Annotated in this window: 17 protein-coding genes and 1 pseudogene; 9 read left to right on the forward strand and 9 right to left on the reverse strand. The window is 60.7% G+C overall.

Annotated elements, in window-relative coordinates:
* Positions 1 to 4: 4 nt before the first annotated feature.
* A complete protein-coding gene (locus tag NANH_RS0115455) occupies positions 5 to 1,219 on the reverse strand; it encodes a pyridoxal phosphate-dependent aminotransferase (RefSeq protein ID WP_027262862.1) in 1,215 nt (404 codons plus the stop codon).
* A gap of 188 nt (positions 1,220 to 1,407) precedes the next feature.
* Here NANH_RS0115455 and NANH_RS26340 point away from each other — a divergent pair, with 188 nt between their 5' ends.
* From NANH_RS26340 to NANH_RS0115470, 3 genes are all read left to right on the forward strand, one after another.
* Complete coding sequence (locus NANH_RS26340) at positions 1,408 to 2,325, forward strand: LysR substrate-binding domain-containing protein (RefSeq protein ID WP_211237095.1); 918 nt, start codon at positions 1,408 to 1,410, stop codon at positions 2,323 to 2,325.
* 129 nt (positions 2,326 to 2,454) lie between these two features.
* On the forward strand, positions 2,455 to 3,966 hold the full coding sequence (gene amaB, locus NANH_RS0115465) for an L-piperidine-6-carboxylate dehydrogenase (protein WP_027262863.1): 1,512 nt from the start codon (positions 2,455 to 2,457) through the stop codon (positions 3,964 to 3,966).
* Between the two features lie 84 nt (positions 3,967 to 4,050).
* A complete protein-coding gene (locus NANH_RS0115470) occupies positions 4,051 to 7,077 on the forward strand; it encodes an aminotransferase class III-fold pyridoxal phosphate-dependent enzyme (RefSeq protein ID WP_027262864.1) in 3,027 nt (1,008 codons plus the stop codon).
* A gap of 78 nt (positions 7,078 to 7,155) precedes the next feature.
* On the opposite strand, the gene NANH_RS0115475 is transcribed toward NANH_RS0115470, so the two are convergent.
* Positions 7,156 to 7,800 (reverse strand): TetR/AcrR family transcriptional regulator, encoded by a 645-nt coding sequence (locus NANH_RS0115475; protein WP_027262865.1) that lies wholly within the window; start codon positions 7,798 to 7,800, stop codon positions 7,156 to 7,158.
* A gap of 118 nt (positions 7,801 to 7,918) precedes the next feature.
* On the opposite strand from NANH_RS0115475, the gene NANH_RS0115480 reads away from it, so the two are divergent.
* Together NANH_RS0115480 and NANH_RS29825 are read left to right on the forward strand one after the other, a co-directional pair.
* Entirely contained in the window at positions 7,919 to 9,955 is a 2,037-nt protein-coding gene (locus NANH_RS0115480; RefSeq protein WP_027262866.1) for an NADH:flavin oxidoreductase, read from the forward strand.
* Positions 9,956 to 10,169: pseudogene (locus tag NANH_RS29825) on the forward strand (proline racemase family protein); the annotation flags it as partial.
* A gap of 236 nt (positions 10,170 to 10,405) precedes the next feature.
* Here NANH_RS29825 and NANH_RS0115495 read toward each other — a convergent pair.
* Entirely contained in the window at positions 10,406 to 10,600 is a 195-nt protein-coding gene (locus NANH_RS0115495; RefSeq protein WP_027262868.1) for a SlyX family protein, read from the reverse strand.
* 187 nt (positions 10,601 to 10,787) lie between these two features.
* Here NANH_RS0115495 and hisS point away from each other — a divergent pair, with 187 nt between their 5' ends.
* Genes hisS through hisG form a run of 3 tightly spaced genes read left to right on the forward strand, consistent with a single transcriptional unit; the run spans position 10,788 to position 14,130 of the window.
* Positions 10,788 to 12,356: a histidine--tRNA ligase gene (gene hisS / locus NANH_RS0115500; protein WP_027262869.1), complete on the forward strand. Its 1,569-nt coding sequence runs from the start codon at positions 10,788 to 10,790 to the stop codon at positions 12,354 to 12,356.
* Positions 12,356 to 13,444 (forward strand): ATP phosphoribosyltransferase regulatory subunit, encoded by a 1,089-nt coding sequence (locus tag NANH_RS0115505; protein WP_027262870.1) that lies wholly within the window; start codon positions 12,356 to 12,358, stop codon positions 13,442 to 13,444. Before hisS ends, NANH_RS0115505 begins: the two co-directional genes overlap by 1 nt.
* Positions 13,441 to 14,130 (forward strand): ATP phosphoribosyltransferase, encoded by a 690-nt coding sequence (hisG, locus tag NANH_RS0115510; RefSeq protein WP_027262871.1) that lies wholly within the window; start codon positions 13,441 to 13,443, stop codon positions 14,128 to 14,130. The genes NANH_RS0115505 and hisG overlap by 4 nt, the downstream gene beginning before the upstream one ends.
* Before the next feature lie 8 nt (positions 14,131 to 14,138).
* On the opposite strand, the gene NANH_RS0115515 is transcribed toward hisG, so the two are convergent.
* Both NANH_RS0115515 and NANH_RS0115520 read right to left on the reverse strand, forming a co-directional pair.
* Positions 14,139 to 14,933 (reverse strand): glycoside hydrolase family 25 protein, encoded by a 795-nt coding sequence (locus NANH_RS0115515; RefSeq protein ID WP_027262872.1) that lies wholly within the window; start codon positions 14,931 to 14,933, stop codon positions 14,139 to 14,141.
* 108 nt (positions 14,934 to 15,041) lie between these two features.
* Positions 15,042 to 15,473, reverse strand: coding sequence for a DUF1489 family protein (locus NANH_RS0115520; protein ID WP_027262873.1), 432 nt, complete (start codon positions 15,471 to 15,473; stop codon positions 15,042 to 15,044).
* Between the two features lie 119 nt (positions 15,474 to 15,592).
* On the opposite strand from NANH_RS0115520, the gene NANH_RS0115525 reads away from it, so the two are divergent.
* Positions 15,593 to 18,100 carry an adenosylcobalamin-dependent ribonucleoside-diphosphate reductase gene (locus tag NANH_RS0115525; RefSeq protein ID WP_027262874.1) on the forward strand — a complete coding sequence of 836 codons (2,508 nt, stop codon included), beginning with the start codon at positions 15,593 to 15,595 and terminating at the stop codon, positions 18,098 to 18,100.
* A gap of 385 nt (positions 18,101 to 18,485) precedes the next feature.
* Here the strand turns inward: NANH_RS0115525 and NANH_RS0115530 are convergent, their stop codons facing one another.
* The 4 genes from NANH_RS0115530 to NANH_RS0115545 form a co-directional block, all read right to left on the reverse strand.
* Complete coding sequence (locus NANH_RS0115530) at positions 18,486 to 18,923, reverse strand: hypothetical protein (RefSeq protein WP_027262875.1); 438 nt, start codon at positions 18,921 to 18,923, stop codon at positions 18,486 to 18,488.
* Between the two features lie 72 nt (positions 18,924 to 18,995).
* Positions 18,996 to 19,409: a hypothetical protein gene (locus NANH_RS0115535; RefSeq protein WP_027262876.1), complete on the reverse strand. Its 414-nt coding sequence runs from the start codon at positions 19,407 to 19,409 to the stop codon at positions 18,996 to 18,998.
* A 397-nt stretch (positions 19,410 to 19,806) separates the two neighbouring features.
* Positions 19,807 to 21,972, reverse strand: a complete 2,166-nt coding sequence (locus tag NANH_RS26345; RefSeq protein ID WP_051372445.1) for a Mu transposase C-terminal domain-containing protein — start codon at positions 21,970 to 21,972, stop codon at positions 19,807 to 19,809.
* Positions 21,972 to 22,721, reverse strand: a complete 750-nt coding sequence (locus tag NANH_RS0115545; protein ID WP_027262877.1) for a hypothetical protein — start codon at positions 22,719 to 22,721, stop codon at positions 21,972 to 21,974. The genes NANH_RS26345 and NANH_RS0115545 overlap by 1 nt, the downstream gene beginning before the upstream one ends.
* Between the last annotated feature and the right edge of the window lie 143 nt (positions 22,722 to 22,864).

The raw sequence follows: 22,864 nt of genomic DNA on the forward strand, positions 1-22,864 counted from the left end.
CGGATCACGCTGCAGGTGGTATCAGTTTTTCGGTTGCCCGGCGCAAACGCGCCATGCCATCGGTCAGGTCTGCGTCGGAACAGGCATAGGACAGGCGAAAGTGATCTTGAAGCGAAAAGGCACTGCCGGGCACCAGCGCCAGACCCTGATCGGCCAGAACAAAGCGGCAGAAATCGACATCGGTTTCGATGCGATCCCCGGTGGGTGTTACCCGACCCAGCGTGGCCTGACATGAGGCGAAGACATAAAATGCCCCGTCGGGTACCGTACAACTCAGGAGGGGGGTCGCATTGATCGCAGAAACAACCCGGTCCCGGCGGTTGCGAAAGATCGCGGCGCGCTCGGCGAGCAGGGCCTGGTTGCCCAGCAAGGCTGCGCAGGCAGCGGCCTGGGCAATCGAACAGGCCCCGGAGGTGCTTTGACCCTGCACATCCCGCATCGCCAGGATCGCCGCTTGGGGGCCGACTGCCCAGCCGATACGCCATCCGGTCATCGAATAGGCCTTGGACACGCCGTTGATCACCACCGTGCGCCCGACCAGATCGGGCAGGGCGTCGCGTACCGAAGTAAAGGTTGCATAGGCAATGTGCTGATAGATCTCGTCCGAAGCGATCCAGACATGTGGATGGCGTCGCAGCACGGCACCCAGGGCCTGGATTTCGGATTGCGAATACATCGCTCCGGTGGGGTTTGAGGGCGAGTTCAGCAGCACCCAACGGGTGCGGGGCGTAATGGCCGCTTCGAGCTGTGCCGCCGTGATCTTGTAGCCCTGATCGGCGCCGCAGCAAATCTCGCGCACGACGCCCCCGGCAAATCGAATGATATCGGGATAGCTGGTCCAGCACGGTGTCGGGCAGATGACTTCGTCACCGGGATCGAGACTGGCAAGAAACAGGTTTGACAACACCTGCTTTGCGCCCGTGGATATCAGGACATTGTCGCGATCGACCCCGGCCCGTTCGGCAACGGCGTCCCGCAGGGCCGGTGTGCCCGCCGTGGGAGTATAGCGGGTCTGCCCCGCAGCCATGGCGGCAGTAGCGGCGTCGCAGACATGGGCCGGTGTGGCAAAATCGGGCTCGCCCGTTGCCAGGGCAAGCACATCCTGACCTTGGGCACGCATCTGGGCTGCCGCCTCGGAAATCTGTGCAATTTGGGAAAAGGTAATGTTCGCGATGCGATCAGCGCGTTTGAAATCCATATTGGGTGCTGCGTCTTTCATGCCCCGTATCCTTCTGCCGATCTGCAATAGAAAAGCCATACAGGCGTCACGCAGTCAAAAAAATCAGTTTTTTGGTATAGCTTGATGAGTTGAATGCATGGGTTGCGAGTTGCAACCGGACTGTGGCGGGCGCTAAGTAGCAGGCAGGATCTCGATCTGTTTACGTGCCTGTTTTGGATACAGTCTGGATGACAATGCCAAATCCAAATCCCGCCTTGCAGCGGCGGTTCTTGCCGTCTCATGCGGTGTTGCGCAGCTTTGAATGCGCGGCGCGGCATGAAAGTTTCACCCTTGCAGCAGAAGAACTGCACCTGACCCAAAGCGCGGTGAGCCGACAGATCAAAGAGTTGGAAGACATCATCGGGACAGCCCTGTTTCGCCGGGTCGGACGGCGGGTCGCTCTGACGCCGGCAGGGAAGAATTTTGTCAGCGAGTTGTCCATAGATCTGGAAAACATCCGGCAAACCGTAATGCGGGCGATATCTGCGGGTGCAACCGGGGCTGCGATCCGCGTGGCAACCTTGCCCGCCTTTGCCAGCCGATGGCTGATTCCACGGCTGTCCGGGTTCATGGCGCAACACGCGGATATCGAAATCAGCTTTGCCACCCGGCTGGAGCCGTTCGACATGAATCGCGAACATTTCGATCTGGCGATCCACTTCGGCAAGCAGGACTGGCCCGGCACGGATATGGATCTGTTGTGCTCGGAAACGATGATTGCGGTCGCTTCGCCCGCGTTCATCGCCCACCACGGCATTGGCACCGTAGCTGATCTGGTGCAGGTGCCTTTGTTGCATCTTGAGACCCGTCCGGGGGTCTGGCAGGCGTATTTTGCACAGGCAGGCGTCGGCACTCGGACGGCCGGTCGCGGCAAGTATTTCGATCAATTCACGCTGGTCATCGCCGGTGCCGTCGCATCGTTGGGCGCGGCCCTGTTGCCGACCTACCTGATCGAACGGGAGTTGGCCGACGGCAGTCTGGTTGCCCTTGACCAGGCGACGGTCACGACTGGCAACAATTACTATCTTGTTACCCCCGCAAATACCGAGAACGCCCATGTCGCGCGGTTTTGTGCGTGGATGCAACATTGTGTGGGCCGCGAGTGATTCATTCCATCAGGGAATTCGTTCATTCGGTTTGAATGATTTTTTCCCGGTTCAACATGGGGCATCTTGGTCCCCGATGACGCCCGTTCCGGCGGTGGCTAAGCATCTGTAATCGATATGAGGTTTGCAATGAACGTGTTGACACTGACCGAAACTACCCTGAACCGACTGGGCGTCGACAAGGCGGCGTGGTCTGCGGGAGATCTTGCAATCGACAGCCCTGTGACGGGCGAGCGGATCGCGCAGGTTAAAGCAAACTCTGCCGATGATGTTGCCAGAGCGGTGGCCGCGGCCAAGGCTGCCTTTGACACATGGCGCCAGGTTCCGGCTCCGCGCCGGGGTGAATTGATCCGCCTTCTGGGAGAGGAATTGCGCGCGTCCAAGGAAGATCTGGGTCGGCTTGTGTCGATCGAAGCAGGCAAATCCGTGTCCGAAGGGCAGGGCGAAGTGCAAGAGATGATCGATATCTGCGACTTCGCGGTCGGTCTGTCGCGGCAGCTTTATGGCTTGACCATAGCGACCGAGCGTCCGGGGCATCGGATGATGGAGCAATGGCACCCGCTGGGGGTGGTCGGGGTGATCTCGGCCTTTAACTTCCCCGTCGCCGTCTGGTCCTGGAACGCGGCGCTGGCGCTCGTTTGCGGCAATCCGGTGATCTGGAAACCATCCGAGAAATCTCCGCTGACCGCGATGGGGTCGATGGCAATTCTGAAACGGGCTTTGGACCGGTTTGGCGATGCGCCCGAGGGGCTGGTCTCGCTGATCAACGGGTGCGGCGATGTCGGAGCGGCGCTGGTGGAAAACCGCGATGTGGCGCTGATTTCGGCCACCGGATCGACCCGGATGGGCCGGATCGTCGGACCCAAAGTCGCCGAACGTTTCGGGCGCTCGATCCTTGAACTGGGGGGCAACAATGCCGGGATCGTCACGCCCAGTGCCGATCTGGACATGACGCTGCGCGCGGTTGCCTTTGGCGCGATGGGCACGGCTGGTCAGCGCTGCACCACCCTGCGGCGCCTGTTCGTCCATGAAACCGTATACGCCCAGTTGGTTCCGGCGCTCAGGGCTGCCTATGAAAGCGTTTCGGTCGGCAACCCGCTGGACAGCGACGCGCTGGTCGGGCCCCTGATCGATGCCGGGGCGTTTGAGGCGATGCAGGCCGCGTTGGTGGCGGCGCGTGAATTGGGCGGTGTAGTGACCGGCGGCGAACGCGTCAGTGTGGCCGGGGCAGAGGACGGATATTACGCCCGTCCGGCGCTGGTCGAGATGCCGCAGCAGTCCGGGGTGGTCTGCGAGGAAACCTTTGCCCCGATCCTGTATGTGATGAAGTACACCGAATTGAACGACGCAATCGCACGGCACAACGCCGTCGGGGCGGGGCTGTCTTCCTGTATCTTTACCATGGACATGCGCGAGGCCGAGACCTTTATCAGCGCCGCTGGATCAGATTGCGGAATTGCCAACGTCAATATCGCAACATCCGGCGCGGAAATCGGCGGAGCCTTTGGTGGTGAAAAGGAAACCGGAGGCGGACGTGAAAGCGGTTCGGACGCCTGGAAGGGCTATATGCGGCGCGCGACCAACACCATCAACTATTCCGCGGAACTGCCGTTGGCGCAGGGAGTTTCCTTCGATATCTGATCTGTCAAAACTCTTGGGGCCGATGACCGACCGCCGACTGACGGCAGCGGCGGATCGTACCTGAAAACCATCGGAGAAACGCGCATGGTAACGCATTGGCAGAAGGTCTTGCAGGATCTTTGGGGTATCGCGGCAGAGCTGTCGCCGCTTGACGGCGAGTATGACCTGAACTTTCTGGCGTCCGGTGTGCCGGGCCACGTGCTCAAGGTCATGCGCCCGGGGTGCGAGACCGCGTTCATCGACCTGCAATGCCGTGCCTTTGAGCATGTCGCCACCCATGCGCCCGAGGTTACGGTGCCGGGGATCGTGAAAACCAGCAGCGGGGATTTATATGCCCTGGTTCCCGACGAAACCGGCGCGGAGCGGTTGGTTTGGGTGCTGGAAAAGGTCAAAGGTCGGACCTTCGCGAATTTCAAACCCCATACGCCGGACTTGTTGGCCGGTGTTGGTCATGCTGTCGGGGCGATGGACAGGGCTTTGGCGGATTTTACCCATCCCGCGCTGGCACGCGACTTCAAATGGAACCTGCCGCAAGGGGACTGGATCGCCGGGCGGCTTGAGGTGATTGCCGAACCGGACCGCCGTGCATTGATCCAGGATATCGTTACCGATTTTATCGCGATCAAGCCGGTCCTTGCAGATCTTCCCGATGTCGCGATCCACAACGATGTGAACGATTACAATATCATAGTCGACGGATGTTTGACGACGCCGCCGCATGTGACCGGGCTGATCGACCTTGGCGACATGTGCGCCAGCCCGCGCATCTGCGATCTGGCGATTTCCTGCGCCTACATGGTTCTGGATCAGAAGGATCCTGAAGCGGTTCTGGCGGCCGTTGTTGCCGGGTACCATTCGGCGCATCCGCTGACCACGACCGAAGTCGATCTGATCTGGCCGCTGCTGCGGATGCGGCTGGCGGTCAGCGTGGTCAATTCGACCGAGATGGCCGTGGAAAACCCCGACGATCCCTATGTGGTGATCTCGCAGAAACCGGCCTGGGCCTTTCTCGAAGAAGAGCGCGTCAATGCCGGGCTGATCAATGCCCGGCTGCGTGCCGCCTGCGGTCTGCCGGTGACCGAGGCCGCTCCCCGCATTCTGGGCTGGCTGGATGGCCAGCGGGGCCGTTTTGCCCCGATCATGGGGACCGATCTGGGCGATGCACGGATGGGGTCTCTGTCGGTCGAAAACGCGACCTGCCCCCAGAACCCGTTCGATCTGCCACCCAAAGAGGCGGCCCGTATCGGAGAGGAGTTCGACGACAACGGTCGCATCTGGCTGGGATATTACAATGAACCGCGCCTGATCTACACCGCTCCAGCATTTCGGCGCGGGCCTTGGAAGGCCTCAAACCGGCGGACCGTCCATCTGGCGGTTGATGCCTTTGCGCCGTCGCAGACGATGCTGCACGCGCCGCTTGAAGCGACAGTCCACACAGTCGAGAACCGCACCAGCCATCTGGATTATGGTGGCCTTGTCATCCTGCAGCACGAAACTCCTGACGGCGATGTGTTTTTTACCCTCTATGGTCATTTGAACCCAGAGGTTTGTGACCGCTTGAGCGTTGGCCAGACCCTTGCCCGCGGCGAAGCCTTTGCGCGGTTGGGCGATGTCGCCCAGTCGGGAGGTTGGGCGCCGCATGTCCATTTTCAGCTGGCTCTCACCACCGATGGAATGGGCGAGGATTGGCCCGGTGCCGCCGACCCTGACGAGATGTACCTTTGGGGTGCCATCTGTCCAAATCCGGCGGCACTGATGAATTTGCCCGACACCAAGGTCGCTTATGCTCCGGCCTCCAAAAGTGCTGTGCGGTCTGACCGCGAACGCCTGTTCGGACACAATCTCAAGCTCAGTTATGCCGATCCGGTCCTGCTGGTGCGCGGATGGCGGCATCATCTGTTTGACCAATGGGGACGCCCGTATCTGGACGCCTACAACAACGTCCCACATGTCGGTCACGCCCATCCGCGCATCCAGGCGGTCGCGAGCGATCAGTTGAAGCGGATGAATTCCAATACCCGCTATCTGCATCCGGCGCAAAACGCATTCGCGCAGAAAATCGTATCAAAGCTGCCCGAGAGGCTGTCGGTGTGTTTCTTTGTCAATTCGGGATCCGAAGCCAACGAACTGGCGCTGCGGCTGGCCCGCGCGGCCACGGGTGGCAAGGACATGATCACACCGGATCACGGGTATCATGGCAACACCACCGGAGCGATCGACATCTCGGCCTATAAATTCAACGCCGAGGGCGGCACCGGGCAGCCCGATTGGGTCCATCTGATCGAAGTGGCGGACGACTACCGGGGGCGGCACAGGCGCGATGATCCCGACCGGGCCGAGAAATATGCCGCGCAGGTTGATGCGGCGCTGGACGCCATCGCGGCACGCGGGGGCAAACTGGCCGGGTTCATCGCCGAAACCTTTCCCAGTGTTGGCGGGCAGATCATTCCGCCAAAAGGGTATCTGGACGCTGTGTATCGCCGCATCCGGGGTGCCGGGGGGATCTGTATCGCGGACGAGGTGCAAACCGGACTGGGGCGGTTGGGCGAATATTATTTCGGCTTTGAACAGCAGGATGCGGTCCCCGATATCGTCGTTCTGGGAAAACCCATCGGCAACGGTCACCCGCTGGGCGTGGTGGTCACCACCCGAGAGATTGCGGATCGCTTTGCCGAGGGCCCCGAGTATTTTTCGACCTTTGGCGGTTCGACCCTTTCCTGCCGTATGGGCAAAGAAGTACTGGATATCGTTGACGACGAAGGGCTGATGGAAAACGCCCGTGTCATGGGGGATCGGTTGCAGGCAGGTCTGACGGATCTGCAAAAGAAATACGAAATCATCGGAGATGTGCGCGGCTATGGTCTTTTTCTCGGGGTCGATCTGGTGTCCGACCCCGTCGCGCGCACACCGGGAACCGAGATCGCGGAATACGTCAAGAACCGTATGCGCGATACCCGTATCCTGATTGGGTGCGAAGGCCCCTTTGACAACATCCTCAAGGTTCGTCCCCCTCTGACCATCGAGTCAGAAGACGTCGATATGTTCCTGACGGTGCTGGACCGGGTGCTTGAGGAAGTCGCCTGTCTGAGAGATTGCCGCACCGGGACCTGACGAGGCCTGTCGCTGGCTTTCATTCTGAGACCAGGCTGGCTCTCTCCTGTTTTGACGCCAGATATTTTGCGAATTGCTTTAGGTGGGGATAAACCCCAGCCCGGCGTGAAACCGGGCGAGCTCGCTTTCCGTCGGGGTTTCGCCGCAAAAGGTTTTCACATAGGCGGGCACACGTTTCATGCGGGTCGCCTGGTCTTCGCGAACCTGCATCGAGATATAGCCGATTTGCACAAGATAGACTGTGCGCGCCCGCACGTCGGCATCTCCAACGGCAAAGCCGAAGCGTTCGAACATCGCCTGTATGGCCGCAAGCCGTTGCGCGTCTGCCGCATTGACACGTGCCATGACGTGATCGGACTGATGGGCCCATCCTCGAACGGCAAAATCGAGTTGTGGTTCAAACCGACTCTCGTCGTGAAAGACCGTAATCAGATTCAGGAGTGCCTCCGCGATCGTCTCGGCATAACCATGGCAGGCTGTGACAAAGGCCCCCGTGTTCTTTGCATCCCAATCCTCGAGCAGCGCATCAAGCAGAGCATCCCGGTCTTTGAAAAACCAGTAGAAACTGGTGCGCGAGATGTCCAGGCGTGTCGCCAGAGGCTGGATTTTCACCGCATTGAGCCCGGTATCGAGGAAGGCCTGCTTTGCCGCTCCAAGCCACAGTTCGCGCGAGCCTCGCCAGCCCGAAGTCTTTTGCGGTTGGGTGTCCTGTGCGGTGCTCATGCGCTGAATCATAAGGTTACTCACCATAAGCGGCAATAAGAATATGCAGCTATGCTCTTTGACTTGACATAAGTGAACATTATCGCAAATGTTCGTGGGACCGTAACGGAGGTGTGCCATGTCGAACGATCCTCTTCTTCAGCCGTACAAGCTGAAACACCTGACGCTGAAGAACCGGTTGATGATTACCAGCCACGAACCGGCCTATCCCGAAGATGGCATGCCAAAGGACCGTTATCGTGCCTATCACGTCGAACGGGCCCGGGCCGGTGTTGCAATGACGATGACGGCAGGTTCGGCCTCGGTTGCCCGCGACAGCCCGCCGGTCTTCAACAACATCCTGGTCTGGAAGGATGAGGTGGTCGGCTGGATGAAAAAGCTCGCCGATGAATGCCACGATCATGACTGCGCGGTCATGATCCAACTCACCCATCTTGGCCGCCGCACCCGCTGGGATAAGGCCGATTGGCTGCCGGTGGTCTCGGCCGGTCATGAACGCGAACCGGCGCACCGCGCCTTTCCCAAACGGGCCGAGTTTTGGGACATCGAGCGGATTACTGCGGACTATGCCGATGCTGCCGAACGCATGCAGGCGGCGGGGCTCGACGGGATCGAGCTGCAATCCTATGGCCATCTGCTGGACCAATTCTGGTCGCCCGCGACCAATTCTATGCAGGATGCATATGGTGGCAGTCTGGAAAACCGGATGCGGTTCTCGATGGAGGTGTTGCAGGCCATCCGCGATCGGGTTGGCCCAGAGTTCATCGTCGGCATCCGCTATGTCGCGGATGAGGACATGGCCGGTGGCATCACAAAAGAGGAAGGCCTGGAGATATCGCACCGTCTCAAGGCCAGCGGGCTCGTCGACTTCCTGAATGTGATCCGCGGACATATCGACAGCGATGCCGCGATGACGAATGTGATCCCGGTGCAGGGAATGCGGTCCAGTCCGCATCTGGACTTTGCCGGTGAAATCCGCGCCGCGACGAAATTCCCGACCTTTCATGCCGCAAAGATCCAGGATGTGGCGACCGCACGCCACGCCATCGCCAGCGGCAAGCTCGACATGGTGGGCATGACCCGCGCGCATATCGCCGATCCGCATATCGTCGCCAAAATCCTGCGTGGCGAGGAAGATCGCATCAGACCCTGTGTCGGTGCAAATTACTGTCTTGATCGCATCTATCAGGGGGGCATGGCCCTCTGCCTGCACAACCCCGCAACAGGGCGCGAGCTGACCGAACCGCATGTGGCCGCAAGAGCGGACACCCGTCGTCGGCTGGTAATCGTCGGTGCCGGACCTGCGGGCCTGGAAGCGGCGCGCGTCGCTGCCGAGCGCGGCCATCAGGTTATCGTCCACGAGGCCGCCAACGATCCGGGCGGACAGGTCCGCCTGACCGCTCAGACCCCGCGACGGGCGGAAATGATCCAGCTCATCCAGTGGCGGTTCGAGGAATGCACCAGAATGGGCGTGGCTTTTCACTTTAACAGCTTGGCGGACGCGGAGATGATTCTGGCGGACACGCCGGACGTCGTGATCGTGGCCACCGGAGGCCTGCCACACACCGAAGTGTGCGAAGTGGGCAATGCGCTTGCGGTGTCGACCTGGGACATCCTTTCGGGAGATGTGCGCCCCGGTTCCAACGTGTTGATCTATGACGACGCGGGCGATTATGCAGGATTGCAGGCCGCCGAGAAGATTGCCGAAACCGGTGCGTCGGTCGAGATCATGACCCGCGACCGCAGCTTTGCACCAGAGGTCATGGCGATGTCGCTCACCCCCGCCATGCGTGAATTGCAACAGCGCGACGTTACTTTCACCGTGACCTGGAAGCTCGACGCGGTGCGTCGCGATGGCAATGAGCTTGTCGCCACAATCGGCAGCGACTATGGCGGGGTCACACGTGAAAGGCGGGTCGATCAGGTTGTGATCAATCACGGAACGCGACCGCTGGACCACCTCTACTTCGAGCTGCTGGATGGCGCGACGAACCGGGGCGAGGTCGATTACGAAGCGTTGATCGAAGGCCGGGCACAGGATGTCGTCCGCAATCCAGAAGGGGCCTATCAACTCTTTCGCATCGGTGATGCCATCGCCGCCCGCAATACCCACGCTGCGGTTTACGATGCCCTGCGGCTGGTAAAGGCGCTCTGAATGCGGTCCACGAAGACGGTCCGCGTGATTTCCGCCCCTGCCGCAGGCGACGTGATTATTGGCGGCGTTCCGCCACCTCCCGGCGATACGATCTGGGAGCGGAAACGCTGGATCGCCATGATCAGGCGCTCCGGCATTTTGTCCTGAACGAGCCGCGCGGCGGGGTTTTCGACACGTGAACCTGCTGGTGCCGCCAAAACACCCCGAGGCAGAGGGCCGCCGTCACCATCGGCACGGCAAAGTGGACCGGTCTCCGACCGGAACGGCGCTTTCGGGCCGGGGATGGATCGCGGGCATCTACCAACATATGCTCGACCCATCCGACCCCTGGCCTGAAGGCTATCGGTTTTCAGCAACCTGGGGGGCCGCTGACGACAATCCTGGTTTTGGCCGACTGCCGTTGTCAGTCGGTTCGCGGGCGCTGCTGCGCAGCACAGGTGCGTCTTTGGGTCAGTAATGCGGTGGCCGCTCGTCGCCCAGCACGACGCCACCGCCGCTCTGCGCTTCGCGTTCGCCTTCGCGCCGCATCAGCATTTCCACCCGTCTCGTCAAGCGGTCGATCTCGGCCTGCTGCGCGGTGACAATATCGCTCAGCTCGTCCACCGCGCGGATCAGATGGGCGACTTTTTCTTCCAGCTGCTGCATGGTGTGTTTCTCTCCAACGTTGCAGCCCGTCATACAGTCGCCCAGGGTCAGGTCAATCACCTTGAAGGGTGCGGGTGTCCGCGGTATCGGCCGTTTCGGCGACATCGATGCCGGATCGGCTTGCCTTGCCCCTGTGCAGCCCTTGGGCTAGACCGCGCGGCAACCGGATTGCCCAAGGACGCCCCAAATGGCCAAGACCCGCAAACAGCCCCGCCCCAAGGCCCAGACGCCCAAGGGATTCCGCGACTATTTCGGTGCCGAAGTCACCCAGCGCACCGAGATGTTGCAGCAGATTGCCGGTGTCTATCATCGCTATGGGTTCGACGCGCTGGAATCATCGGCGGTGGAAACGGTCGAAGCCCTGGGCAAATTCCTGCCCGATGTGGACCGCCCGAACGAAGGCGTGTTTGCCTGGCAAGAGGACGCCGAGGCCGACAAGCCGGGCGACTGGCTGGCGCTGCGCTACGATTTGACCGCGCCGCTGGCGCGGGTCTATGCCCAGAACCGCAACGATCTGCCGACCCCCTATCGCCGCTATGCGATGGGGCCGGTGTGGCGTAACGAAAAGCCGGGACCGGGACGGTTCCGACAGTTCTATCAATGCGATGCCGATACGGTGGGCAGCGCCAGCATGGCCGCCGATGCCGAGATCTGCGCCATGCTGAGCGACACACTTGAGGCGGTTGGCATTGCGCGCGGCGATTACGTGATCCGCATCAACAACCGCAAAGTTTTAAATGGTGTGCTGGAAATGATGGAACTCGCCAAAATGGAGGAACCAAGGGTTCGTGAGGCGAATTCACCCAGCAGAAGGGACGCGGTCGTTCATGCGGTTGAAGTAGTTTACCGAGATGCTGTCCTGCGCACGATCGACAAGTTCGATAAGGTTGGAGAAGTAGGCGTCCGAGAGCTTCTGACTACGGGTCGAAAAGACGAGTCGGGTGCATTCATCGACGGTGTTGGACTAGAAATGGAAGATGTCGCGCCCGTTCTGGCTTTCTTAACATCAAAGGGGGGCAACAACGAGCAAACGCTCGAGAACCTGACGGCTGCAGTCGGTCAATCCGCAATTGGAGCCGAAGGTATCGAAGAACTTCGCCAGATCGCAAAGCTCCTTGCCGCACAAGGCTACGGCCCCGACCGCATCGTCATCGACCCCTCTGTTGTCAGAGGCCTCGGCTATTACACCGGCCCGGTCTATGAAGCGGAACTGACCTTTGACATCTTCGATGAAAAGGGTCGCAAGCGTCAGTTCGGCAGCGTCGCGGGCGGTGGGCGCTATGACGATCTGGTGAAACGCTTTACCGGTCAGGAAGTCCCCGCCACCGGCATCTCGATCGGTGTCGACCGCCTGCTGGCCGCTCTGCGTGAAAAAGGGCGTATCACGGCCACGGAGCACGGCCCTGTGGTGATCACGGTGATGGATCGCGACCGCATGGCCGACTATCAGTCGATGGTGGCCGAACTGCGCGGCGCGGGTCTCAGGGCCGAGGTTTATCTCGGTAACCCGAAGAACTTTGGCAACCAACTGAAATACGCCGACCGCCGCAACAGCCCTGTCGCCATCATCGAAGGCGGCGACGAAAAGGACCGTGGTGTCGTGCAGGTCAAGGATCTGATCCTGGGGGCGCAGATCGCGCAAAACGCCACGCTCGAAGAATGGAAAGACCGCCCCAGCCAGGTGGAAATTCCGCGTGGCGACCTGGTTGCCAAGGTGCGCGAGATCCTGGCCGGCCACGGCATCGGACAGGACTGATGCCCACCCGCGCCGAAACCCTGGCGCAGGCCGCGCGCCTGCGTGCCCAGTTCGAAGCCGCCGGTGCGCAGCCGATCGAAACTCCGATCCTGCAACCGGCGGAAACCTTGCTGGATCTGTACGGCGAAGACATCCGCGCGCGGGCCTATGTCACCAGCGACGCGCTGCGGGGCGAACAGATGCTGCGCCCGGATTTCACCGTTCCGGTGGTTCAGATGCACATGGCACACGGGGCCGAACCGGCACGCTATACCTATGCGGGCGAAGTGTTTCGCCGTCAGGAGCATGACCCTGACCGGTCCAGCGAATTCATCCAGGTCGGATACGAGGTGTTCGACCGGTACAACGCGGCCTCTGCGGATGCCGAAGTCTTTGCCCTGATCGCGCAGGCTCTGTCCGGGCTGCAATTGCGCGCCGCCACCGGCGATATCGGCATTCTGATGGCTGCTGTTCTGGGCCTGCGCACGACCGAGCGGCGCAAGGCGGCGCTGATGCGCCATATCTGGCGACCGCGCCGGTTTCGCGCGCTTCTGGATCGCTTTTCCGGTCGGCTTCCTGTGCCCCCCAGCCGCGCCGCGCTGCTGGCGTCAGACGACCCGATGAACTGCACCGCGCCCCAGATCGGACGCCGTCGCCCCGCCGAAATCGCCGCCCGCGTTGCCGCCCTGGAGGAAGACGCCGCGGTGCCGCCACTGTCCGCCACCGAGATGTCGGCGCTCGATGGATTGCTGTCGGTGCGTGAAACCGCGCCCTATGCGCTGGCGCATCTGCGCGACATCGCCGTGGATCTCCCGGCGATCACCCCCGCGCTTTATTTGCTTGAGGCACGTATGGTGGCGTTGGAGGCGCGCGGTATCGACGTCGAGAACTTGGATTTTGAAGCCAGTTATGGCCGGACCTCGATGGAATATTACGACGGGTTTGTTTTTGGTTTTTATGCCGAGCGTCGCCCGGACCTGCCGCCCATCGCAACCGGAGGGCGCTATGACGCGTTGACCCGGCAATTGGGGCGTGGGGCCGAGATCCCCGCTGTTGGTGGCGTATTGCGCCCGGGCTTGATGCTGGAACTGTCGGAGGCCGGGGCATGAGCGTGAAACTGGGCGTGCCGTCCAAGGGGCGGCTGATGGACAAGACGTTCCAATGGTTTGAAAAGCGCGGCATCTCGCTTGCCAGAACCGGGTCGGACCGGGAGTATGCCGGTGCGGTGACCGGTATCGACGGGGTCGATCTGGTGCTGTTGTCCGCCGGGGAAATCCCCCGCGAACTGGCCGCAGGGCGTATCCATCTGGGTGTTACCGGCACCGATCTGGTGCTTGAGAAATTGCCGCTGTGGGAACAGCAGCTGCAAGAAATCGCCCCGCTTGGTTTCGGTCATGCGGACCTGATCCTGGCGGTGCCCAAATGCTGGGTCGACGTGGACACGCTGGACGATCTGGATGCCGTCGCGACCGCCTTTCGTGCCGTTCACGGTCACCGCCTGCGCATTGCTACAAAATACCACCGTCTGGTGCGCGATTTTCTGCGTGATGCCGGGGTGGCGGATTATCAACTGGTCGACAGCCAGGGTGCCACCGAAGGTACGGTGATGAACGAAACCGCCGAGGCCATCGCGGATATCACCTCGAGCGGTGAAACCCTGCGCGCCAACCATCTGAAACCGCTGAGCGACAGCCCGATCCTGCGCAGCCAGGCGACCCTGTGGCGCAGCCGGTCGGCACCGGTGACGGCGGCGGAAAAACGGACCGTCGAAGCGTTGATCGAACGTGTCGAGTGATGGCGCGCTCACCTTGCCCAGCGTTGCCAGATCTCGGGTGAGGCGCGGAACACGTTCAGGTCCACCGGGCCAGTGACCCCGGGCACAATGCCGGTGCCGGTATATTGCCAGAAGGTCCAGAACGCGCCGGGATAGACCTGCCGCGGGTGTCCGGCGACCGAGCGCAGCCAGAATTCGGTATTCCTGAGCCGGTCTATACCGCTGTGGGCAAAGAAGTCGACAGTCGTATAGACCACCGGACGGCGGCCGTAATGTGCCTCGAGCATGTCCAGAAACATCTCGGCCTCGGCGCGGATGGTGTCGCCGTCCGGACGCAGGCGGCAGGTGCGCGATTGATGGTTCCACTCCATGTCCAGCACATGGGGCAGATCGGACGTGCCGCGCGGCACGTTCTGAATGAACCATCGCGCCTGTTCATGGGCGGGACGGCAGAAATAGTAGAAATGATAGGCCCCGTAGCGCACGCCGGCCCGTCTTGCCCCGGCCCAGTGATCCTTGAACATCGGATCGATGAAATCCCCGCCCTCGGTGGCTTTGATAAATGCAAAGTTGATCCCGGCGGATTTCACTTGCCGCCAATCGATGTCGCCCTGATATCGCGACACATCGATACCGTGGATCGGATAGGAATAGGGCGCACGCCCCGCCCATGGGTGCGGTTTGGAATCGCCGTAGCGGGGATAAACCAGCAGATTGGTTTCCGGGTCCACCGTTGCCGGGACCACCGGGGGGCGACGTTCGACACCGCCGCCGCAACTGGCCAGAAAAGCAATCGCCAGCATGGCCTGAAGCACTTTGCGCATATTCCTCTCCTGCTCGATGCGGGTCTTTGCCCGGCGTGCCCTTTGGCACTTGGACTGATGTTAGCCGAGAAAACCCGGTCGCGACAGGTGCATTTCACCCTTTTGCGTTTACAGCACCCCGATCTCGGCCAGCGCCCTGTTCAGGTCGGCAGGCAGGGCATCCTCGTCATCGCGCCCATGGGGCAGATCGGGCGGCGCATCTTCGGCGGCCAGATAGCGCCAGCCCTGGAAGGGCCTTCGCAACACCGACTGGGTTCGGTGCACGTCGTGTTGCAGGACGATGGCGCAGCGCCGGATACCATCGCCGCCGATCACTTCATCCAGGCGCAGGATCTTCTGGCGGCATTGAACCAGCCCCTTGATCACCCAATAGATCGAACCGCCATTCAGAAGCTTGGCCTCGCGTTTGGGCCACATGCGGGTGATATGGCGCGGCAGACCGTCCTTGCCCCGCGCACGTGCATCCTGTTGCCACGCGGCCAGCCCCTCTACCGTTTCGGTGCCGACCGACAGCTTGATCAGATTGATGGTCTTATCCACAGAGTCGTCCCCAGAGTTTGGCCCATATTGTAGGCCGTTCCTTCACGAAGGCCAACTGTTGTAGGTTCTGCAGGATTTGGTTAGTCTGGAGAGCCTTCAGAAAAATCAGGAATCACCCGATGAGCCGTTTTGCCGCCCCTATCGCAGACCAGATCTGGGATATGAAATACCGCTTTAAGAATGCGGATGGGACGCCCATCGACCAGAGTGTCGAGGACACCTGGCGACGGATTGCCCGCGACCTGGCCAAGGGCGAGCAGGACCCCAAGATTTGGGAGGACCGGTTCTATGGCGCGCTGGAGGATTTCAAATATCTGCCCGCCGGGCGTATCACCGCAGGGGCAGGCACCGCGCGGCAGGTGACCCTGTTCAACTGTTTCGTAATGGGCACGGTTCCAGATAGCATGGGTGGCATTTTTGAGATGCTCAAAGAGGCGGCGCTGACCATGCAGCAGGGCGGCGGTATCGGCTATGATTTCAGCACCATCCGACCCAAGGGTGCGGATGTCAAAGGCGTTGCGGCGGATGCCAGCGGCCCGCTGTCCTTTATGGACGTGTGGGATGCCATGTGCCGGACGATCATGTCCGCCGGCAGTCGTAGGGGCGCGATGATGGCGACCATGCGGTGCGATCACCCTGATGTTGAGCAGTTCATCACGGCGAAATCCGATTCCGCCCGGCTGCGCATGTTCAACCTGTCGGTGCTGGTGACGGATGATTTCATGCAGGCAGTCAAGGATGACGCGCCCTGGGATCTGCAATTCGACGGCAAGATCTATCACACGGTGCAGGCGCGCGACCTGTGGAACAAGATGATGCGCGCAACCTATGACTATGCCGAACCGGGTGTAATTTTTATCGACCGCATAAACGCCGCCAACAACCTGGCCTATTGCGAGACGATTGCCGCGACCAACCCGTGTGGCGAACAGCCGCTGCCGCCCTATGGTGCCTGTTTGCTCGGGTCGATTAACCTGGCACAGCTGGTGGCGGCCCCGTTCGAGGCCGATGCGCATCTGGATCAGGACGCGCTGAGCGAATTGGTCGCGACTGCGGTGCGGATGATGGACAATGTCGTGGACGTCTCCAAATTCCCGCTGCCCCAACAGGCCGAGGAGGCCCGCAACAAGCGCCGGATCGGGCTGGGCGTCACCGGGCTGGCCGATGCGCTCTTGATGCTGGGGCTGCGCTATGGATCCGAGGAAGCGGCGCGTCAGACCGAACGCTGGTTGCACGCGATCGCCCGCGCCGCGTATCTGGCGTCGGTGCAATTGGCCAAGGAAAAAGGGGCGTTCCCCCTGTTCGATGCTGAGAAATATCTGGCTAGCGGTACGATGCAGCAGATGGACGAGGACGTACGCGAGGCGATCCGGGAGCATGGCATTCGCAACGCATTGCTGACCAGCATCGCGCCGACCGGTACCATAAGTCTCTATGCCGGCAACGTGTCGTCTGGGATCGAACCGGTTTTTGCCTATGCCTACAGCCGCAAGGTATTGCAGAAAGATGGCAGCCGCACCGAGGAGGAAGTGGTCGACTATGCGGTGCAGATGTGGCGCGATAAATTCGGCGAAGTGGATTTGCCCGACTATTTTGTGAACGCCCAGACCCTGACACCGGTCGAGCATGTGCGGATGCAGGCGGCGGCGCAGAAATGGGTGGATTCGTCGATCTCCAAGACCATCAACTGTCCCGAGGACATCGATTTTGACGCGTTCAAGGATGTGTATGTCCAGGCCTGGGATATGGGCTGCAAGGGCTGCACCACCTATCGGCCGAACGATGTGACGGGGTCTGTGTTGAGTGTTTCGGAGGAGAAGAAGGAACTTCCACAACTTCCGTCTGTTGCTGCTCGTTTGGATTGGGCCAGAGAATACGCGGGACTTCCGACAAAGCGCGCTTTGGCCGAAGCCGTAGGCGCGTCAGAACAAGTGCTCAACCTAATCCTCAACAATAAACGTGATCTCTCAAAGGAGATTGCCGTCAAAGCAGCCAAGGCTCTCAATGTTCCGGCCGGATGGCTTCTATTTGGAAAGGCTGAATCCGCCCCCGAAATCGTCGCCCAATCCGATGCCGAACCCCAAACCCCCCATGGCGACGTGATCTATATGTCCGATCCGCTGGACCGTCCCGGCGAATTGGGGGGCAGCACCTACAAGCTGAAATGGCCCGATAGCGAGCATGCGCTGTACATTACGGTGAACGACATCGTTATCAATGGTCGCCGTCGCCCGTTCGAGGTTTTCATCAACTCGAAAAACATGGAGCATTTCGCCTGGACCGTGGCGCTGACCCGGATGATCAGCGCGGTGTTCCGGCGCGGCGGCGATGTCAGTTTTGTGGTCGAAGAGTTGAAGGCGGTGTTTGACCCGCGAGGCGGGGCCTGGGTGCAGGGCAAGTATATCCCCTCGATCCTGGCGGCGATCGGCGGTGTGATCGAACGGCACATGATCTCGATCGGCTTTCTCGAAGGCGAGGGCATGGGGCTGAAATCGGACCCGCAAGCGCAGGTGGTGAACATGGACGGCCCGCGCGGTCGCGCCTGTCCCAGTTGCGGCCAATTCGAGATGCGAATGATCGAAGGCTGCATGACCTGCGGTAGCTGCGGACATTCCAAGTGTGGTTGACGACGTATTTTTCGAGTTTGTTATGTCGACAAGCTAATTTTGGCCATTTTCGGAAAAAAATGGCCATTCTACAAGTTAAGGACGGCCATTGAGGGAAATCGCGTTCGCAGCGTGATTTTCACTGCTCTTCGCGATTTCGGCCCAAAGTTGGCTTCCTGATTGGAACATGGGTCCCGGTGCCAGTCAACGGAAATGGAAACTGAAGTTTTCTCAAAGATTTTCGCCATAGGATGAGCGCAGATTTTTGTGAGGGTTGGAGGAGTTTCTGACGTCTGTCGATACCTGGCGAAGATGCCGCAAAGGACAAAGGCCGCGGGCAATTCCGCGGCCTTCTGCTTTTTGTGACTGGTGGTTCGGTGGTCGGTGCCAACCGGGTTGCGAGGCGTCAGGCGGCTTTCAGGCGGGCGATCTGAAGCTCGGCATCGACGCGGGCGGCGAGGAGGTCGCGCATCGCGAGAACCTTTTTGAAACGCTGCAGGAGCAGATCGAGGCCGCGCCCGTTTTCCGACAGGATGGGTGCCGATCTTATCCGGCCGATCGCGCCGAGTTCGGGATCATTTTTGCCGTCGAACACGTTCTGATGGCCGAGGGTTTCGCGGGCGATGGCCGCGTCGAGAAACGCTTGGATCCAGCCGATGCTATCGATGGCGGAGCTTGAAAGCGGCCCCTCTTGGCGCAGGGCGGCGAGCGCCCGCGACAGGGTGATTGTGTCGGTTGCGGACAAGCCGACATCCGTGCGCTGGGCCTCTTCGTGCAGGGTGTCGAGTTCGTGAAGCGCGCATGTCCAGAGCTCTGTGAGCGTAAGCTGATCGTAATATTTCATCGCAATTTCCTCTCGTTTCGTGACGCGGAATGGCCTGGCGGCATGACGGCAGCGCAGGGTGGGCATGTCATCTCAGGCTGCGGTCTGCGACCATGGCTCGAGCGCAAGCGCGTCCTGCTGTTCATCCCGTTCTCCGATCTCCACCAGCAGAGCGTGGAGCTGATCGGTGAGAAGGCAGATCTGCTCGACTTCCGCGCTGGCAGGGTCGAGCAGGACCCAGGATGTCAGGTCCGGCTCAAAACCATCCATGACAGGATCGAGCGAGAGAAGCCGGTGCAGATCGACCAGCCTGTGCCGCGTTGTCCGATCGAGCCTTGAGGCCTCGCGAAGCGCCGACATCAGGCGCAGGGCGCGTGCTATACCGGCACCTCCGCCGATCAGGGCAGCAGCGTTGCAAAGCGCTGTGCCGTGCTCGTCGAAGTGAGCGCGGACAGTCGCGAGTTGTGGGTCTGCAGACAGGGTTTGGGTTGGAATCTTTCGCAGCATATTGGTCCTCCTTTTTGTTGCGCGTCTGCCATTCGTGGCAGCATCAAGATTGCCTGCAGATGGTTGTTTCGATGATCTCCTTCAGTTCTTTCCGGGCTGCACGGCCCGTGTTTCTGGCGTGTCGATTCTGATATTGGCCGATCTACTCCAACACGAAGAAATTTTTTTGGGTAAAATGACCCCCGAAGATCCTTGTCCTTCCTCGGTTCCATCACACCGGGGAAGGACGAGGATTGGGGAGCCGACGGGATGCATTCGGTGGGGGGCGCGCCGATTGTGCTGGCTTTGACCCATCCGCGAGCCCGACCTTCATGACAGGGCTGGTGGCGGCGAAAAGAAAAAAGCCCCCGCAGTCGCGACTGACTGCGGGGGCTGTGCGTGTTCAGGACCCTTGGTGCTACTTTTCGCCGAAGGACCAGGTGACATCCGTATCGCCAGGAGTTTCCGGCGACGTTGCAGTCTGAGCCGGGCGGGACGACGCGGTCTGAAGTTCCAGACCGAGGCCGTCCGTAGCGGGAGGCATCCGAGCCTCATGCGGTGTTTCGTCCACCTCGAATCCGATCAGCATCTGGTCCTCGAGTTTCGCGATGCGCTCCTGCGAATAGTCGTCGACCAGCAGCCCCTGCCGCGCCAGGGCGTTGGCATTGATCTCCCGAATACGGGTCATCGCCTGGAAGATGACCATCTCGTCGACCTTTTTCTGGGCGGCGACCGACGCGCGGATATCTTGCGCGGCCAGGATCCAGGTTTGGGCGCGTTCACCGCGGTAGCATTCGAACACCGACGGCACCTCGATCCATTGGTTGTTCAGTTCCACGGCAATGGCGCCGATATCCTCGGAATAAAAGCGGACCCGCACTTCCTTTGACGTGGCATGCATGAACCAGCGGGCAAGCACCTCCGAATGGTAACGAATACCCATCACGGTGATCCCCTTTTTCGAGACGGTGCGTTTCAGGCGCGTCCCGAGCGCCTTGCGCCGCAGTTCCACGAGCGGCATGGGCGCGACACCATATTTCGCAACCAACCTGTTCCAGCAATTGCGCGGGGTCTCGCCATCAAGCCCGGCATGGGGACGGCGGTGGTAGACATCGACAACCCAGCGGACCAGCGCTTCGCTCAGATCCTCGGTGGTCAGGGCGGCGCGCGCTTCGGCATCGTAGTCGCCTTTGACGACAGTGTTGCTGAAGGTGTACCCGGTAAAGCGTCCGATGAGGTTTTTCGACATCGTGCCGAATATGCGCTCGATCCTTGCCCGAAATTCGGGCATCCCGGCAGGCCCATGATCAATGTCGATGCCGAGGTCGGTCGCGCCGATTCGGGTGTCGAAATCGATGAATGCGGACCCGCAATCGGTGACGATGAGTTCTGGGGTGCCCGACATGTTCCAAGGGGTCAGTGCGCCTACGGCATCGGCCCAGACTCCTTTGTCACGCACGATCATGTCGATGGTCTGCATCGCGCTGCGCCTGCTTGGTGACCTCGAGAGTTTCATCGCGAGAATACAGCGGGTGGTTGTGCAGATCGCTGCGGTCAGATACCAGCGCGTTTTCTTGCTGTCTTCGAGGCCCAGGCTGGCTTTTTCCTCGTCGCTGAGGATTGACCAGATTCCGGATGTCGCAAGAAGCGACATGAGATCGACCTTCCACTCATCCATCTCGACCCGCTCGAGCGGGCGGGTCAGTTCGAGACCCTTGCCGGCAGGCGCATTGCGCTTGCGCGCCTCGTCGAGCCCGAAGCGGGCAATGTCGGTGATGAACGGATCGAGTTTCTTCACCTCGAGGCGGATGGTTTCACGCGATGGCATGACCAGCGGTGATTTGGCTTTCTCACCTTTCTCGCGGAGTTCCTCTCGTCGAAGGTTCTCGGCGATGAAGGCGTCGCGTACATCTTCGACCACCTGGGCTATTGAGGGTTGTTCCATGACCAGGTAATTCCGGACAGTCTTGGACACGAGCGCTAACTCGTCGGGTCCGATGCGGCGGGGGCGGCTACTACCTGACCCGCGACCATAGAGGGCCGCCATCCCATCGCGGCTGAACGCGGCGACGCGTTTCAGAAGCCGGCTGGCGCTGATCTTGGTCGGCACGATCATCTTGTTGCCGCCAGCCTCGATCACATCGCCTTCACTCGGAACCGACAGGTACTTCCCGGCCTTGAACATAATCTCGGGCAAGGCGGACTTTACCGATGTTTCCGTGCGCTTGACCTTCCCCTCGGCCTCCATTTCGAAAAACGCGCGCACAAGGGATTCATGGTACTTGGCTTTTTGCTGTTGCTTCGGCGCCAGGGTGGAAAGCTCTTGTGCCGGAGCCCGCAGCCGCCGCTTCGCGCTCTCCGGAAGAAAGGCATCGCGGCGGTGTTCGAGCCCGCCAAGCGTGACGCGTTGCGACAGAACCGCATGGGGAAAGGATTCCGAGACGCCGGTGCCATCTGTGCGGGCGAACACGTATCCATCCTCGGTGCTATCGATGGCGCGGTAGGAGATACCCTCCATGATCACCTCGTCATACTGTCCGAAGGCGAAGCGGGGCAGGGTCGGGCTGGGTTGAATATCGAGCATCAGGCGGCCCTCCGTATGATGTGGGTGTCGTAATCAATTCGCATCGGGCGCTGGAGTTCGAGTTCACGGGCCCCGATGAGGCGGGCGATTGACCGAAATCCGCGGCCGCCAAGGCCAGTATGCGCGACCAGATCGCCGATCTTCGCCGCGCCGACCAGGTCCGAGACCGCATCCAGCATGGCCATGTCCACTTCGGGGTCGCGCCGACGAACGGCCTTGAAGAGCTTCGCATTGTGAAGATCGACGGGGTCGAGATGTTTTTCGGTCATGATCGTCACGCGATCCGCGAACTCGGCGGTCACATGGGACGCGATATCCACGATCTCGGCCTGGAACTCTTTGAACGAGAGCTTCTCGTCGTATTTGACCATGATCGCGACCCGGCTGCCGTCCGTTTTCGTAATGAAAAGGTCGAAGTGATGCCACTTCTTGGAGCCGTCCTCCGCATCCCAAGTGAACAATACCTGGTTCTTCAGTTCCACGACATCGGGACGGGCGAGCAGTGCAAATGCCACATGCTTTTCTGTCAGGCTTTCGGTGTGCATCACGCGCCCGGCATCCGACCCATATACAAAGGCGCAGGAGAAGTGCTTCTTAGCGCCGACGGCTGGCTTGCGCCCGGTTACAGGGCGGGCGGGCAGCAGGGCGTCCGGGTCCGCGTTGGCGGCAGCGGCAATCAGCTCCGCCAGCGAACTGCCATCGCCTGCTTGGCTCCAGTCGAAGCCGGCTTCGTTCAGGGGGTCTTCCAATTCTTCGCTCCTCTTCTGTTCCGGGCCCCATCACAAGGGCGCCCGGTTCAAGGAGGAAATTGGTCGAACTGGGATTTGCAGAAGCAAGAAGGGGCTAAAAAGGCAACAAAAATGGAACTATATCTGCAAGGCGTTGACGAATA

The sequence above is a fragment of the Sedimentitalea nanhaiensis DSM 24252 genome (assembly GCF_000473225.1).
Classification (GTDB): domain Bacteria; phylum Pseudomonadota; class Alphaproteobacteria; order Rhodobacterales; family Rhodobacteraceae; genus Sedimentitalea; species Sedimentitalea nanhaiensis.